A 14,159-nucleotide genomic window follows, 5' to 3' on the forward strand; every position below is an offset into this window, starting at 1 on the left:
ATCGGGACATGACACTCGACGACATCGTGAATCTGGTCCGCAGCTTCGAAGGCACCGTGACGCAGCGGCCTCGAGAGGGAGACGGAACTCCCGAACTCGCCTGGGGCGATGCGTTCTTCTACTACTCGCCCGACGGGTCCTTCCCCACGAACACTCAGCCGTTCGCCACGATCGTGACCAAGAACTACCCGGGCGACGAGCTGTCCCGACTGGACCGACCCGACGCGTTCCGCGTCAACATCGTTGCAGGAAAACAAGAATTCCACAGGATGCTGGGAGTGCCGCCCCGCGAAGCGGCCCAGGCACCCCAGGCCGACACAGACGACGTCCTCGCTGCCCACCCTCAGTACGGCACCGCAGGCTGGCTGTCGGTGGTCAACCCGTCTTCGCAGACCGAAACGCGTGTTCGGGAACTACTCGACGCCGCGTATCACGGTGCCAAGAGCAGATACGAGCGCCGCCAAGCCTGATCAGCCGAAGAAATCGTCCATCGATCGGGAGAGCCCCTCGATATCCAGGCCGTTGGCCCGATCATGTTGGGCCACCGTGCCGTATTTGCGTCGTTCTCCTGCTTCGACCCCGACTCCCGACACACGATGACGCGCATCGGCGAGGGCTCTGTTCACCTGCAGCACTGACGTTCCCGCGAGATACGACTCGACGATCATGACGTCCGGCGCGGTCAACGTCGCCCGCAGCGTTCGGCTGTCGAACGGCCTGATCGTCGACGCATGCAGCACCGTCAGGTCGCGTCCCGAGGCTGCGGCGAGAACCCGGTCCGTCATCGGGCCGACGGAGATCACTGTTCCCGAATTGCCCTGTTGCACAATGGTGAACAATCCATCGGGCCGGCCGTATGGACGTTCGTTGCACACCCCGTCGAGCCTGATGTAGACGCGATCGTCGGTTGCCGCCGCGCTCTGCAGCATCCACTCGACCTCGTCGACATGCCCGGGAACATGGACCGTCCACCCGTCCAGGGTGTCGAGGAGTGCGACATCTCGCTGACCGAAGTGTGTCTCGCCGCCCTGCGGCCACCCGTAGGATCCACCCGAGCTCACCAGGATTGCGCCGACGCTCTGATGGCCCAGATCGAGTTTCACCTGCTCGAAGGGCCGCTCGATAAGGAACGGCGGGAAGGTGTGCACGATCGGACGCATTCCGGCCAGGGCCAGACCACCGGCGACCCCGATCATGGCCTGCTCTCGAATGCCAACGTTGATCACCCGCGATCGAATACCGGCGGTGAGGTGCGGTTCGAGATATCCAACTCCGATCTCCGCCAGCACCAACGCTGTTCGCTCGTTCTGCGCCAACAGATCGGGCAGCAGGCCGTAGAAGTACTCGCGTTGGTCCAGCGTTGCTTTCATCAGCTCTCCTTCTTTTCGACGTGAGCGACCACCACGTGCGGCCCCTGTGGATGATGGAGGCGAAACGCGCGCCTGAGAGCGGTGTGATCTCGGCCGTCGACGTCGGAAGTGGACCACCCCTCGACCGCGAACCGCGACGCGATACCGCCGGGCCATCCCAGGCCGGCGGAGTCGTTGTCGATCACCACCGCGGTCAGATTGCCCAGATTCGATCGCGCAGCGAATTGAACGGCTTCCATATTGCTCCCCTCGTCGAGCTCGGCGTCGCCGATCAGTACGAAAACTCGGGCGATACTGTTCTGAATCCGCAGCGCAACAGCAGTTCCGGCGGCCAGTGCCAAGCCATGACCGAGCGATCCCGATCCGATATCGACCCCGCGTGCCAGCGTGCGATCCGGGTGATTTCCCAGCGGTGAGTCGTAGCTGCCGAACGACGCGAGCTCGTGCGGCGTCAAGAATCCCCGTGCCGCAAGCACGGCGTAGTACGCCATCGGCCCGTGACCCTTGGACAGGTAGAACCGATCACGGTCCGGGTCGTCAGGATCGGCTGGGTCCAGGCTCAGAATGTCGGAGTACAACACCCACAACACATCGAGTGTCGAAGTGGCGCTGGTGCTGTGCTTTTCGTCGCCCGTCATCAGAGTCATGAGCCGAGGCAACTCGTCGAATGTCATCTGCATGACCCCACCCTGCAACCTCGAGCGCACTCGAGGTCGAGCCCTGCGGGGGAGGTGATGTGAGTGTCCGACATTCCCGGGCGGGACGACGATTTCCGCTTCTCGAGCCAAATTGTGGACACTGACGGCACCACCGACCGTAGTCTCCAGATATGCCGCGAAACCCCCTCGCTATAGCGGGGACGTCCATCGACTGCGCCGATCCGGCGGAACTAGCGCGCTTCTATCTCGCGCTTCTCGGCGGCGAGTTGTTGTGGGAGAACTCCGAGAGCGTTGGGATCCGCACACAATCCGGCCTGAACATCGTTGCGCAGAAAGTCACGAACTACATCCGCCCCAATGGCCGTCGACATCCATCGTGCACTTCGATCTGGACGCTGGAGCCGACCTGGCCGATTCCGTCGCCTTTGCAGTCGAATGCGGGGCCAAGGAGGCAGCAGAGCAGCCGGACCCCCGATGGCGAGTTCTGCTCGACCCCGCCGGGCACCCCTTCTGCATCACCACGGAGGTGTACGACGGTTGACGAGGGCAATAGCCTGAGATGGTGCGCAATCTCGTCATCGTTCTGCTGCTGTTCGGATTCATCGTCGGATTGGTGCCGTTGGGCTGGTACCTGATGGGCGAGATGACCACCAACGCGAATGGCGTCGTGTATTCCGGTGGCTATCAAGCCCTGAACGGTGTCACGATGGACGACGAATTCGTCGGTGACATGAACGATTCGTTCGACCGAAGAACTCGAGGCCTGTCCATGCTGTGGCTGTACGTAGTGCCTGTGTGTACCGCAGCTCTCGGTGCACTGGCCGGATTCGTTCTCGGCAAGTTCGGATTCGTACTCACGCGCAAGCGAACTCGAGAGGCATGAGGTGGCTGGGCCTGCCCAAGTGGAGCTGAGCACCGACGACATTCGACACGTGACGGCCTTTGCGGCTACCTGCGCCCGACGGGCATTACCGATCTACGAGATGGCCCACCCCGGGGATGCGCGTCCACGCTCGGCGATCGAGGGTGCCGAGGCATTCGCCGAGACCGGCCACCGGACGGCGGAGTTACGCAGGCTCGCCTGGGACGCGCACAAAGCGGCCCGCGAACTGCCGACTTCAGCGGCCACGGACGCAGCACTGTCCGCAATGCACGCGGCCGGCTCTGTGTTTCTCCATCCGCTGTACAGCCCCCATCAGATCAAACACATTCTCGGTTCTGCCGTGCACCTGGTGCTCGCCGACCCCGAATCTGCTGCAGAACAGATCGAATGGATCGACGCGCAGTCCGATGCGACTGTGCGAGCGGTTTTGCGTCGGTTTCCGCCACCGATCGCCGGGCGCACGAGGTTCGGCGTGCTCATGGCCCGACTCGATACCGAATTGCGCCGTTGAGCCGTTGCCTCGATTGGAGTGCGGTGACAGCATGGGAAAGATGAAGGCACATGAACGCCCGTGGAAGCGTTATGCAATTGCCGCGTTGCTGGCCTTCCTCGCATTCTCGACAATCAGCGACATCGTGTCCGATCCTTCTGCCTGGAACTGGTCGAAGCTGGCTGTGCTGGCTGTGGCCGCTGTGTTCATCTGGTACGGAGAGCGCCGAACCTGGACGTCTCCGGACAAGATCGGACCCGAAGCCGTACCCGCCGGGGATGTCGAAGCGGTGGTCGCAGAATCCGGCAGAACTGTCCACGCCATCAAAGCGTTACGAGAGATGCATCCCGGTCTCGGTCTGCGTGACGCCAAGAATCTCGTTCGACCGGATCACTGACCGAGGAGAAGGCGATGTCGTCAGTCAGCGGTACACGTGCCGTCCAGGACCCGCCGGACTGACCGAGGCCGCAATCCTGTTGATCGACTTCAATCGCGAGTACGACTACCCGGTGCCCGAGTCGGATTGGCTTGCAGCTCATCTCGATACTCTGGTGAAATCCGGCGATACCAGCGTGCTGACATTCGGGACTCCCGCCATCGGTGTGGCGATTCTGCGATTTCGGGCCGGCACTCTGAGCGCAGATATCGAGGCCTATCTCGCCGAGTTCTACGTCCGGCCTGGCCTACGCGGGAAGGGCTACGGAACAACCTTTCTCGACGACGTCATCGAGCACGCACGCGGCAGGGGTGCCACCTACATGGACCTCAACACTTCCGAGGACGACGAGGCGGCGCGACACGTGTACGAAAAGCGTGGCTTCGACTGCCACGAAGGCCGTGGCGAGGGACCCAAAGCTCTGTATTACGAACTCGAGCTGAACTGACGCAAGAGATGTAGCCTGGCCATATGGTTAGCCGAGATAACAGCTCTACATCGTTCGGGACCGTCGCCGACGTGTACGAATCTGCTCGCCCCGAATACCCGTCGGCCGCGGTCGAGTGGATGCTTGAACCCGTACTCGAGTCGGGCGGGCGGCCTCTTGTCGCCGACGTCGGTGCCGGGACCGGCAAGCTCACCCGCATCATCGTCGCCGCCGGGTGCGACGCCGTCGCGGTCGATCCTGATCCCGCCATGCTCGACGCCCTGCGCGTTGCAGTGCCCGGAGTTCCCGCCCACGTCGGCACTGCCGAGTCCCTGCCGCTGGATGATGAGAGCGTCGATGCCGTCCTGCTCGGACAGACGTGGCACTGGGTCGAGCCGGTGGCCGCGTCACGCGAGATCGGCCGGGTTCTCCGCCCAGGTGGCACCCTGGGACTCATCTGGAACATTCGCGACGAGTCGCACTCGTGGGTTCGGCGACTGAACTCGGTGGTCTCGCGCGGTGGAGCGCTGACCATGTTCGACGACGGTCCACCGCCGATCGCAGAACCGTTCCGCCGGCTCGACGAGGAGCGGTGGGCGTGGTCGCGCACGGTGAGCCGGTCCCAGTTGACCGATCTGGTTCGGTCGCGCAGCTTCTACATCACCGCGACCCCCGATGAGCGCAACCGCATCGATCGGGATCTCACTGCACTGTTCGACGAATTGGGTCTCGAGGGATCGAGGACGATCGAACTGCCCTATGTCACAAGGGCTTTCCGCACCACGAAGCCGAGCCGGTGAGACGCCCCAACCCCGGGAGTCGCCACATCCGAGCAAAACGAATATGATTCCCAATAAGTGGGTGCAGGTTCGACTTCGAGGAGCTACAACATGGCGTTTCCGATCATCGTCGCGAAAGCAGTATCGACGGTCGTAACAGGCGCAGTCGGCGTCGCCGCGTACAACGGTGCCAAGAAGCTGTACGACAAGGCTCCCGTCCGCAAGGTCGCGGTGTCGGCAACCGAGCTCGGTCTCCGTGCCGCACGAAAGGCCGAAATCCACGCCGAGTCAGCACGTCTGGCCGTGTCCGATGTTGTTGCGGAGGCGCGGGACCGGCTCGGCGAAGAAGTGCCGCCACCCTCGGCCACCGAAGTCGGCCACGGCCACTCGCACTGATCACGGCAGTCGGCCGAACATGACGATGCTCGTCGAACATTCCCTCGAAGCAGCTCCCGACCGCGCGGATGGCATCGAGATCCTGTCCGATGCCGCCGGCCGCATGCGGCTTCGCGTCGACTGGCTTCGATCGAGTCCGGGTCGCGCGGTCGCCGTCGAAGATCACGTCGACAAGATTCGCGGCGTTCGAGCTGTCCACGCGTACCCCCGCACCGCATCGGTCGTCATCTGGTACTCCCGCTCGCGCATCGACCGGGCCGAGCTGTTCGATGCCGTGAACGCAGGTCGCACCACCGACTGGGGACTTGTGCCCGTCCGAAGCCCACGCTCTGCGGACGTCACCAGCGGTGATGTCCTACGCATGACCATCGGCGGAGCGGCCCTGGTCCTGCTCGGCTTCCGTCGCTACGCCTTCCGACGGCCGCCCCTCCTCGGACCCACCAGCCGCGTCGTGGCGACCGGAGCCACCATCTTCACCGGCTATCCATTCCTGAAGGGAGCGCTGCGCTCGCTGACCGGAAACCGGTCCGCCGGGACCGACGCACTCGTCAGCGCCGCCACCGTGGCCAGTCTGGTGCTCCGTGAGAACGTTGTTGCCCTGACCGTGCTGTGGCTGCTCAACATCGGTGAATATCTGCAGGAGCTGACGCTCAAGCGCACTCGTCGCGCGATCTCCGATCTCCTGACCGGCACGCAGGACACCGCGTGGATTCGCCTTCCGGACGGTTCCGAGATCTCCGTCGACGTCGATCGGCTGGAGATCGGCGACGACGTCGTCGTGCACGATCACGTCGGCGTGCCCGTTGACGGGACCGTCGTAGACGGTGACGCGGTGGTCGACCAATCCGCCATCACCGGTGAGACATTGCCGGTGTCGATAGCTGCAGGCGACAGGATCCATGCCGGGTCCGTCGTTGTCCGTGGCCGCATCGTCGTCCGCGCGTCTGCGGTAGGCCGCGATACGACGATCGGCCGCATCATCTCGCGCGTCGAGGAGGCACAGGAAGACCGCGCCCCGATTCAGACGGTGGGAGAGAACTTCTCACGCCGCTTCGTACCCGCGTCGTTCATCCTGTCGGGCCTCACGCTCCTGGTCACCCGCGATGTCCGACGGGCGATGACCATGCTGCTCGTCGCGTGCCCGTGTGCGGTGGGTCTGTCGACTCCGACGGCCATCAGCGCCGCCATCGGAAACGGTGCTCGCCGGGGGATTCTCATCAAGGGCGGATCGCATCTGGAACAAGCAGGCAGGGTCGATGCCTTCGTGTTCGACAAGACCGGGACCCTCACCGTCGGACGCCCGGTCGTCACCAATGTCGTGTCATTCCAGGACGACTGGGAGCCGGAGCAGGTGCTGGCGTATGCCGCCAGTTCCGAGATCCACTCTCGGCATCCGTTGGCGGAGGCCGTGATTCGCAGCACCGAGGAACGCCATATCGTAATTCCTCCGCACGAGGAATGCGAAGTACTCGTCGGCCTCGGCATGCGTACCGTCGCAGACGGCCGGACTCTGCTGCTGGGCAGCCCGTCACTGCTGCGCAGCGAGAACGTCACCGTCTCCGACCATGCGGCCGAATGGGTTTCGCGCTTGCAGCGTGAGGCCGAAACTCCGCTACTGCTGGCGGTGGACGGCGTACTGGTCGGGTTGATCAGCCTGCGTGACGAGGTCCGATCCAATGCTTTGGACGTACTGAACGCGCTCCGCGCCGACGGTGTGGAACGGATCGTCATGCTCACCGGAGATCACCCGGAGACCGCCGCGGCCGTCGCCGCCGAACTGGGCATCGCCGAGTGGCGAGCCGAGGTGATGCCCGACGACAAACTCGACGCCGTCCGCAAGCTCCAACAAGAGGGATACGTCGTCGCGATGGTCGGAGACGGCACCAACGACGCTCCCGCGCTCGCCGTCGCGGATATCGGAATCGCAATGGGATTGGCGGGCACCGATGTTGCCGTCGAAACGGCCGATGTAGCTCTGGCCAGCGACGACCTGACACGGTTGCTCGACGTTCGCGATCTCGGTCGGCACTCGGTATCGGTGATCCGGCAGAACTACGGAATGTCGATCGCCGTGAACGCTCTGGGCCTCCTGGTCAGCGCCGGTGGAGCACTCTCTCCGGTGCTCGCCGCGATTCTGCACAACGCGTCCTCGGTCGCGGTGGTCGGCAACAGCTCCCGACTGATCCGATACCGAATCTGATCAGTAACGCCCCGACACGAGGGCGATCTGCTTGGTACCCAGTCCGCTATTTCGCGTCGCGGAAGTACGGTTCGACCGTGCCCTTGAGCTTGACGAGCATGGGATTTCCGTAGCGATCCTTCGCGGTGGGGACTTCGACTCGCACCCAACCCTCGGTGACGTTGTATTCGCGAACACTGGTCTTCTCGACGCCGTTGAAGCGAATACCGACGTCCCGGCGAAGAACCTCTTCGTTGTAGAAGGGGCTCCGCGGATCGATCGCGAGGTGATTCGGTGGAACGTCTGTGTGCTGGTCCTCTGACATGAATTACTTTCGTCGAATGCTGCGATAAGGGCTTGGTTGATTCCTGAAGAGAATACGCGACCCAGCGCTGTCGGCCCTAGCCCCGCGCCATGTCCACGAATCTGGACAGGTGAAGCTGGTGAGCCACAGTGATTGTCGCGGTCGGGCCGTTACGGTGCTTGCCGAGGATCAGGTCGGCCTCACCCCCGCGGGGGTCGTCGCGCTCGATTGCGTCAGGGCGGTGCAGCAGAATCACCATGTCGGCGTCCTGCTCCAGTGAGCCGGACTCACGGAGGTCCGAGACCATCGGCTTCTTGTCGGTTCGCTGCTCCGGGCCACGGTTGAGCTGGCAGACCGCGACCACCGGGCATTCGAGTTCCTTGGCCAACAGCTTGAGCTGACGGGAGAAGTCCGAGACCTCCTGCTGACGGGATTCGACCTTCTTGCCCGACGACATCAGCTGAAGGTAGTCCACCACAATGAGTTTCAGTCCGTTGCGCTGCTTGAGGCGACGTGCCTTGGCACGGATCTCCATCATCGTCAGGTTCGGGGAGTCGTCGACGAAGAGCGGTGCTTCGCTGATCTCGCTCATGCGCCGGGCCAGCTTGGTCCAGTCGTCGTCGGTCATCTTTCCCGAACGCATGTCGCCGAGCTTGATCTTCGCCTCGGCGGACAACAGTCGCATGACGATCTCGGTGCGACTCATTTCCAGGGAGAAAATGACACTGGGCATGCCGTGCTTGATCGAGCACGAACGCATGAAATCCATACTCAGGGTCGACTTACCCACGCCAGGCCTCGCCGCCACGATGATCATCTGACCCGGGTGCAGGCCGTTGGTGATTTCGTCGAGTTCGGCGAATCCTGTTGGTACACCGAGGGATATGCCACCACGGCTGGCGATGGAGTCGATTTCGTCCATCGTGGGCTGCAGCAGTTCCTCGAGGGGCAGAAAGTCCTCGGAGGTGCGGCGTTCGGTGACCTCGTACACCTCGGCCTGCGCACGGTCGACCACCTCGGCCACGTCCTGGCCGTCGGCTCCGGCGTAGCCGAACTGCACGATGCGGGTACCGGCCTGCACGAGCCGGCGCAGAATCGACTTCTCCGCGACGATCTCGGCGTAGTACCCGGCATTGGCTGCCGTCGGCGTCGTCTGCGTCAGGGTGATCAGGTACGGGGGGCCGCCGATGCGTTTGAGCTCACCGCGACGGTCCAGCTCGGCCGATACGGTGACCGGGTCGGCAGGCTCACCGCGGCTGTAGAGGTCGAGGATCGCGTCGTACACGTTCTGGTGGGCCGGGCGATAGAAGTCGCCGGGACGAAGCACCTCGAGCACGTCGGCAATGGCGTCCTTGCTCAGCAGCATGCCGCCGAGTACGGACTGTTCGGCCGCCATGTCCTGTGGGGGCTGGCGACCGAAATCCTCGCCGGGGCCCTCGCTGGAGGAGGGGCCGGAGTAGTCGGACTGTCCTCGATCGTCCACAACTGCCACGCGAACCGGCCGTCCTCTCCCCATTGTCGTCGGCACCGTCGAATATCACCCGGCGGTGCTGTGTAGCAAGTTCTACCCCCGGGCACCGACAGGTCCTGCTCGGCACCGGATACGCACTCTCCGGAGGCCGCCGCACGGCATCGAGAGAGACGCTGCACGGACGTTAAGCGCTATCGGCAGGAGTCACAACATGGCCTGTGGATGGAACTGTGGATGAAATGTGGATGGTGTTGAACAACGGTGTTGACCATCTGTGGACAACCTGGGTATAACTTTCCGGTTTTCGGGTTCTTCGCCAGGTCAAAGGGTGTACATAAAGTTTTCTTCCTGTGCATCGATTCGGGAGCGGCGTGTCGGCCGAATTGACAACTCGGGCGTGTTGAGTAAATGCCAGGTGAACCCAGGGGTGAATTGGGTCACACCGACTGGGATGACTCACAGAAACAGACCACTCTCCCGTTTAGACGCGAGAGGCCCGATCCCATTCTTGGAATCGGGCCCCTCGACACTCACGCCGAGACGTCAGGAGTCACTCTTCTGCGGGCAGTCCGCCGGGTCGAGGACCGTGATCTCCTGGGTACCTATCTGCAGAACTCGTGCCGACGGAATGTCGAAGAAGAGGCCGGTGATTCGTAGGCGCCCCTCGGCGTTGGCACGACCGACGACTCGATGCCGCGTGAGCGTCTGCAGCTGCACTGCGACGTTCACCATCGCCAGTTGGTCCGCCTCTCCGAAACCGAGCTCCGCCGCCTGCCGACCGACCACGTGCCCGCTGCGATACGCGTCGAGGCTTGCCATCCCGTAACCCAACCACTCGGCGACGGAGGCGTCCGCGGCGTTCTCAGGGCCGCTGAGTACCGCTTTCATGGCACCGCAGCCCGAGTGCCCACAGACCACGACCGACGAGGTCCCGAGTTGATCGACACCGAACGCCAGCGCCGCCTCCACCGAGCAGTCCTGCCCCTGAGCGGGAACGAGGTTGCCCATGTTGCGGACGGTGAACAGGTCACCCGGGCCGCTGCTGGTGATCGTGTTCGGCATGACTCGCGAATCCACACAGCACAGAAACAGAGTGTCCGGATCCTGGCTGTCGGTCAGTCCCTCGAGGTGCGGACGGATGTTGGGAGCATGCGTGCGGTGGTACTCCGCAACGCCGCTCAACACCGGCCGCAGGGCCGCGGGCGAGTCCTCCTGCGCAACATCGCTCTTGAGCTGCCAGGCACGCCACGGTGCCAACGAACTGCGTACCGTCGCCGATCCACGCTTGGGTGGCCCTTCGGCAGCCGCCGCCATGGACGCCGTACCCACTTCTTCGACTTTCACTGTGCCGCCGCCGAGTTCGTGCTGACGCATCCACTCGTTCAAGGCGTCGTGCACGGCATGGTCGAGGAAGTCGACGCCGAGGTGGACCGTGACGGCCGTGCCTGCCGGGACAGTGGACAGCACATGCGTCAACCGGGGGAGCGCGAGGAAGCTCAACGACCCCTCGGTGGTGACACGCCAGGTGCCGTCGACGGTTTCCTCGGCCCTGACCTTCGCCCACACCACCCGACGCAGCACGAGGATGATCGACAGTGCCAAACCGATCAACACACCCTCGAGCAGGTTGAGCGCCACCACTCCGACGACAGTGACCGCATAGACCGCGATGTCTCCGGTCTTGTTCGCAATCTTGATGTCCGCCAGCTTGATCAGCTGCACACCGATCATCACCAGCAACCCGGCCAGAGCTGCGAAGGGAACCAGTTCGACGATCGAGATGAACAGTACGGAGAAGATCAGAATCCACACGCCGTGCAGAATCGCCGATGCCCGAGACTTGGCACCGACCTTGACGTTGGTGGCACTGCGCACGATCACCCCGGTGATCGGCAGACCGCCGATGGCGCCTGAGGCCATGTTGCCGGCACCCTGAGCCATCAATTCACGGTCGAAGTTGGTGCGCTCACCGCTGTGCATCTTGTCGACGGCCACCGCGGAAAGCAGACTCTCGACACTGGCGATCAACGCGATGGTGATGACGCCGGTGACGAACGCACTCCACTGCCCGTCGGGCATGACCGGCAGGCTCAAGGACTCGATCAGGTTGCCGGGCAATTCGATTCGTTCGACATCGAGTGAGAAGAAGATCGAGACCGCGGTGGCGGTGACCACTGCGACCAGGGCGGCCGGCACCTTGGTGACCTTGGCCAGCACGCCGGACAACTCGCTCAACCGTGGCCAGGCGAACATCAGCACGACCACAATTCCGCCGACGACGATCGACGGCCACTGGCCGTTCGCGACGGATGTAGGGATGGCGAGGACGTTCTGGACCGCAGAACTTTCGGATTCCCCGCCGAGAAGCACGTGAATCTGTTGCAGCGCAATGGTTATACCGATTCCGGCGAGCATCGCATGCACCACGACGGGCGAGATGGCCAACGCACTGCGCGCAATCCGGCTCATTCCCAGCAGGATCTGCACAGCACCGGCCAGGACGGTGATGGCGCACGTTACGCCCCACCCGAATTGGTTGACCAACTCGGCAACCACGACGGTCAGGCCTGCCGCGGGGCCACTGACCTGCAGCGGTGATCCGCCGAGTATGCCGGCAAGAATGCCGCCGACCACAGCGGCAATGAGACCGGCCATGATCGGCGCGCCCGATGCGACGGCGATACCGATCGAAAGTGGCACTGCAACAAGGAAAACGACCAACGAGGCCGGTACGTCGTATTTCAGGATCGACCCGACGCGAGACTGCGGCTCGAGTCGGGTCTCGGGACTGGGGTCGGAATCGGGTTCCACGGTCGTGGTCACGGCAGCGTTCCTCCGGGCGTCTAGGCGTCAGGTCGGGTGAATCCAGTTGGTGATGATGTTCGATGTCGCCCCGCCTAAAGAGTACGCAAAGCTTTGCTCACGAACGTCCGAAGAGAGATGCTTCACAAATCGGAACCCATTGCGACAGTTGATCTTTGTGAGAAGACACGAAAAAGCCCCACGAACCGAGGTTCGTGGGGCTTTGTTCGACCGAAACGGGCCGAAAGCTGAAATCAGCTTCCGACGACATCCAGCTTGAACTTGGCGGTCACGTCGGGGTGCAGGTTCACGACGATGTCGTGCTTGCCCGTGCTCTTGACGTGAGCCTTCGGCAGATCGATGCTGCGCTTGTCGACGACCGGGCCACCGGCAGCCTTCAGAGCAGAAGCGACGTCCGACGCGGTGACCGAGCCGAACAGCTTGCCCGAGTCGCCCGCGGTCTTCACGGAGAGCGTGACGGCCTCGAGGCCTTCGATGGCCTGCTTGAGCTCGTTGGCGTGCTCGAGGCCGCGGACGGCACGAGCTTCCTGAGCGCGGCGGATGCCGTCGACCTGCTTCTGAGCTCCACGGGTGGCCTGGATGGCCAATCCGCGGGGCAGCAGGAAGTTACGGCCGTAGCCGTCCTTGACCTCTACGGTGTCGCCAGGCGCACCGAGGTTGTCCACATCAGCGGTGAGGATCAGTTTCATACCAATCGCCCCTTTCTATCGAGCCGTCGCGGCGTAAGGCAGCAGTGCTACCTCACGCGAGTTCTTCACGGCAACGGCCACGTCACGCTGATGCTGGACGCAGTTGCCGGTGACACGGCGAGCACGGATCTTTCCGCGATCGCTGACGTACTTACGCAGCAACGTCGTGTCCTTGTAATCGATCGACGTGTTCTTTTCCTTGCAGAAGGAACACGCTTTCTTCTTGAGCACCTTGTCGCGCAATGGCGGTTTGGGCATGGGTCTTTCTCCGTTACATCTGGTTGTTCTCGATCGAAGGATCTAGAACGGTGGCTCTTCGTCTCCGCCACGTCCGCCGAAGGAGCCCGACGCCGCCGGGGCACTGCCCCAGGGATCGTCTCCGCCGGAACCGGAGTTGGACGAGGAGTTCGAGCGGCCGCCGCTCGATCCGCCGGAGGAACCGGAGCCGGAGCCGGAGTTGAAGCCGCCTCCGCCGCCACCTCCACCGCGGTTGGCCTTGTTGACCTTTGCGGTGGCGTAGCGGAGTGAAGGTCCGATCTCGTCTACCTCGAGCTCGACGACTGTCCGCTTCTCACCCTCACGCGTCTCGTACGAGCGCTGCCGCAGCCGTCCGCTCACGATCACTCGCGAGCCTCGGGTCAAGCTCTCGGCAACGTTCTCCGCTGCCTCGCGCCAGATGTTGCAGCGCATGAAGAGCGCGTCGCCGTCTTTCCACTCGTTCGTCTGACGATCGAATGTGCGCGGGGTGGATGCAACCGTGAAGTTGGCAACCGCCGCGCCGGCGGGGGTGAATCGAAGTTCTGGATCAGCCGTCAAGTTTCCGATGACGGTGATGACGGTCTCGCCTGCCATGGTTCCTCTTTCAGTAGTAAGCGTTGTAGATGCCAGCCTAGAGGCGGGCAACGACAATTACTTGCCCTGTCGCAGGACCTTCGTGCGCAGAACGGACTCGTTGAGTCCGAGCTGACGATCGAGCTCGCTGACGGTGGCAGGCTCGGCGTTGAGGTTCACAACGGCGTAGATGCCCTCGGCATGCTTGAGGATTTCGTAGGCCAGACGACGCTTGCCCCACACATCGACCTTGTCGACGGTGCCGCCATCCTTGCGAACGACGTTGAGGAACGTGTCGAGCGACGGAGCGACAGTGCGCTCGTCCAGATTGGGGTCGAGAATGACCATCAATTCGTAATGACGCATAAGACCTCATCACCTCCTGTGGACTAGTGAAAACGGCCACGGACTGTCCGTGGCAG

18 protein-coding genes and 1 pseudogene are annotated in these 14,159 nt (G+C 63.2%); 10 read left to right on the forward strand and 9 right to left on the reverse strand.

The window, feature by feature from the left end:
- Window positions 1-8 precede the first annotated feature (8 nt).
- Window positions 9-470: a DUF6194 family protein gene (locus CH306_RS08055; protein ID WP_094646214.1), complete on the forward strand. Its 462-nt coding sequence runs from the start codon at window positions 9-11 to the stop codon at window positions 468-470.
- Here CH306_RS08055 and CH306_RS08060 read toward each other — a convergent pair whose 3' ends face one another.
- Window positions 471-1,370 (reverse strand): transketolase family protein, encoded by a 900-nt coding sequence (locus CH306_RS08060; protein ID WP_094646215.1) that lies wholly within the window; start codon window positions 1,368-1,370, stop codon window positions 471-473.
- A complete protein-coding gene (locus CH306_RS08065; protein ID WP_032396913.1) occupies window positions 1,370-2,050 on the reverse strand; it encodes a thiamine pyrophosphate-dependent enzyme in 681 nt (226 codons plus the stop codon). Before CH306_RS08065 ends, CH306_RS08060 begins: the two co-directional genes overlap by 1 nt.
- Window positions 2,051-2,199: 149 nt before the next feature.
- Here CH306_RS08065 and CH306_RS29830 point away from each other — a divergent pair.
- The 9 genes and pseudogenes from CH306_RS29830 to CH306_RS08100 all read left to right on the forward strand — a co-directional run.
- A pseudogene (locus CH306_RS29830) lies at window positions 2,200-2,322 on the forward strand (VOC family protein); the annotation flags it as partial.
- An 83-nt stretch (window positions 2,323-2,405) separates the two neighbouring features.
- Complete coding sequence (locus CH306_RS29465; RefSeq protein WP_256981094.1) at window positions 2,406-2,570, forward strand: VOC family protein; 165 nt, start codon at window positions 2,406-2,408, stop codon at window positions 2,568-2,570.
- Window positions 2,571-2,591: 21 nt separating this feature from the next.
- Window positions 2,592-2,912: a hypothetical protein gene (locus CH306_RS08075; protein ID WP_141214689.1), complete on the forward strand. Its 321-nt coding sequence runs from the start codon at window positions 2,592-2,594 to the stop codon at window positions 2,910-2,912.
- A gap of 1 nt (window position 2,913) precedes the next feature.
- A complete protein-coding gene (locus tag CH306_RS08080; RefSeq protein WP_217901358.1) occupies window positions 2,914-3,423 on the forward strand; it encodes a putative immunity protein in 510 nt (169 codons plus the stop codon).
- A 40-nt stretch (window positions 3,424-3,463) separates the two neighbouring features.
- Window positions 3,464-3,799 carry a hypothetical protein gene (locus CH306_RS28790; protein WP_141214688.1) on the forward strand — a complete coding sequence of 112 codons (336 nt, stop codon included), beginning with the start codon at window positions 3,464-3,466 and terminating at the stop codon, window positions 3,797-3,799.
- Complete coding sequence (locus CH306_RS08085) at window positions 3,765-4,286, forward strand: GNAT family N-acetyltransferase (RefSeq protein WP_218829668.1); 522 nt, start codon at window positions 3,765-3,767, stop codon at window positions 4,284-4,286. Before CH306_RS28790 ends, CH306_RS08085 begins: the two co-directional genes overlap by 35 nt.
- A 71-nt stretch (window positions 4,287-4,357) precedes the next feature.
- Window positions 4,358-5,065, forward strand: a complete 708-nt coding sequence (locus CH306_RS08090; protein ID WP_218829669.1) for a class I SAM-dependent methyltransferase — start codon at window positions 4,358-4,360, stop codon at window positions 5,063-5,065.
- A gap of 90 nt (window positions 5,066-5,155) precedes the next feature.
- A complete protein-coding gene (locus tag CH306_RS08095) occupies window positions 5,156-5,440 on the forward strand; it encodes a DUF1490 family protein (RefSeq protein WP_032396920.1) in 285 nt (94 codons plus the stop codon).
- Between the two features lie 19 nt (window positions 5,441-5,459).
- Window positions 5,460-7,640, forward strand: coding sequence for a heavy metal translocating P-type ATPase (locus CH306_RS08100; RefSeq protein WP_306436627.1), 2,181 nt, complete (start codon window positions 5,460-5,462; stop codon window positions 7,638-7,640).
- Between the two features lie 46 nt (window positions 7,641-7,686).
- On the opposite strand, the gene CH306_RS08105 is transcribed toward CH306_RS08100, so the two are convergent.
- The 7 genes from CH306_RS08105 to rpsF form a co-directional block, all read right to left on the reverse strand.
- Window positions 7,687-7,944, reverse strand: coding sequence for a DUF3297 family protein (locus tag CH306_RS08105; protein WP_032396922.1), 258 nt, complete (start codon window positions 7,942-7,944; stop codon window positions 7,687-7,689).
- A gap of 76 nt (window positions 7,945-8,020) precedes the next feature.
- Window positions 8,021-9,415 carry a replicative DNA helicase gene (gene dnaB / locus CH306_RS08110; protein ID WP_032396923.1) on the reverse strand — a complete coding sequence of 465 codons (1,395 nt, stop codon included), beginning with the start codon at window positions 9,413-9,415 and terminating at the stop codon, window positions 8,021-8,023.
- Window positions 9,416-9,937: 522 nt separating this feature from the next.
- Window positions 9,938-12,217: a SulP family inorganic anion transporter gene (locus CH306_RS08115; protein WP_032396924.1), complete on the reverse strand. Its 2,280-nt coding sequence runs from the start codon at window positions 12,215-12,217 to the stop codon at window positions 9,938-9,940.
- A gap of 233 nt (window positions 12,218-12,450) precedes the next feature.
- Window positions 12,451-12,906: a 50S ribosomal protein L9 gene (gene rplI / locus CH306_RS08120; protein ID WP_032396925.1), complete on the reverse strand. Its 456-nt coding sequence runs from the start codon at window positions 12,904-12,906 to the stop codon at window positions 12,451-12,453.
- A 15-nt stretch (window positions 12,907-12,921) separates the two neighbouring features.
- A complete protein-coding gene (gene rpsR, locus CH306_RS08125; protein ID WP_032396926.1) occupies window positions 12,922-13,164 on the reverse strand; it encodes a 30S ribosomal protein S18 in 243 nt (80 codons plus the stop codon).
- Window positions 13,165-13,206: 42 nt separating this feature from the next.
- Complete coding sequence (locus tag CH306_RS08130) at window positions 13,207-13,758, reverse strand: single-stranded DNA-binding protein (protein WP_032378699.1); 552 nt, start codon at window positions 13,756-13,758, stop codon at window positions 13,207-13,209.
- A 57-nt stretch (window positions 13,759-13,815) separates the two neighbouring features.
- Window positions 13,816-14,103 (reverse strand): 30S ribosomal protein S6, encoded by a 288-nt coding sequence (rpsF, locus tag CH306_RS08135; RefSeq protein WP_008711385.1) that lies wholly within the window; start codon window positions 14,101-14,103, stop codon window positions 13,816-13,818.
- Between the last annotated feature and the right edge of the window lie 56 nt (window positions 14,104-14,159).

Origin of the sequence: Rhodococcus sp. 15-725-2-2b, assembly GCF_002259075.1 — a bacterium.
GTDB lineage: Bacteria > Actinomycetota > Actinomycetes > Mycobacteriales > Mycobacteriaceae > Rhodococcoides.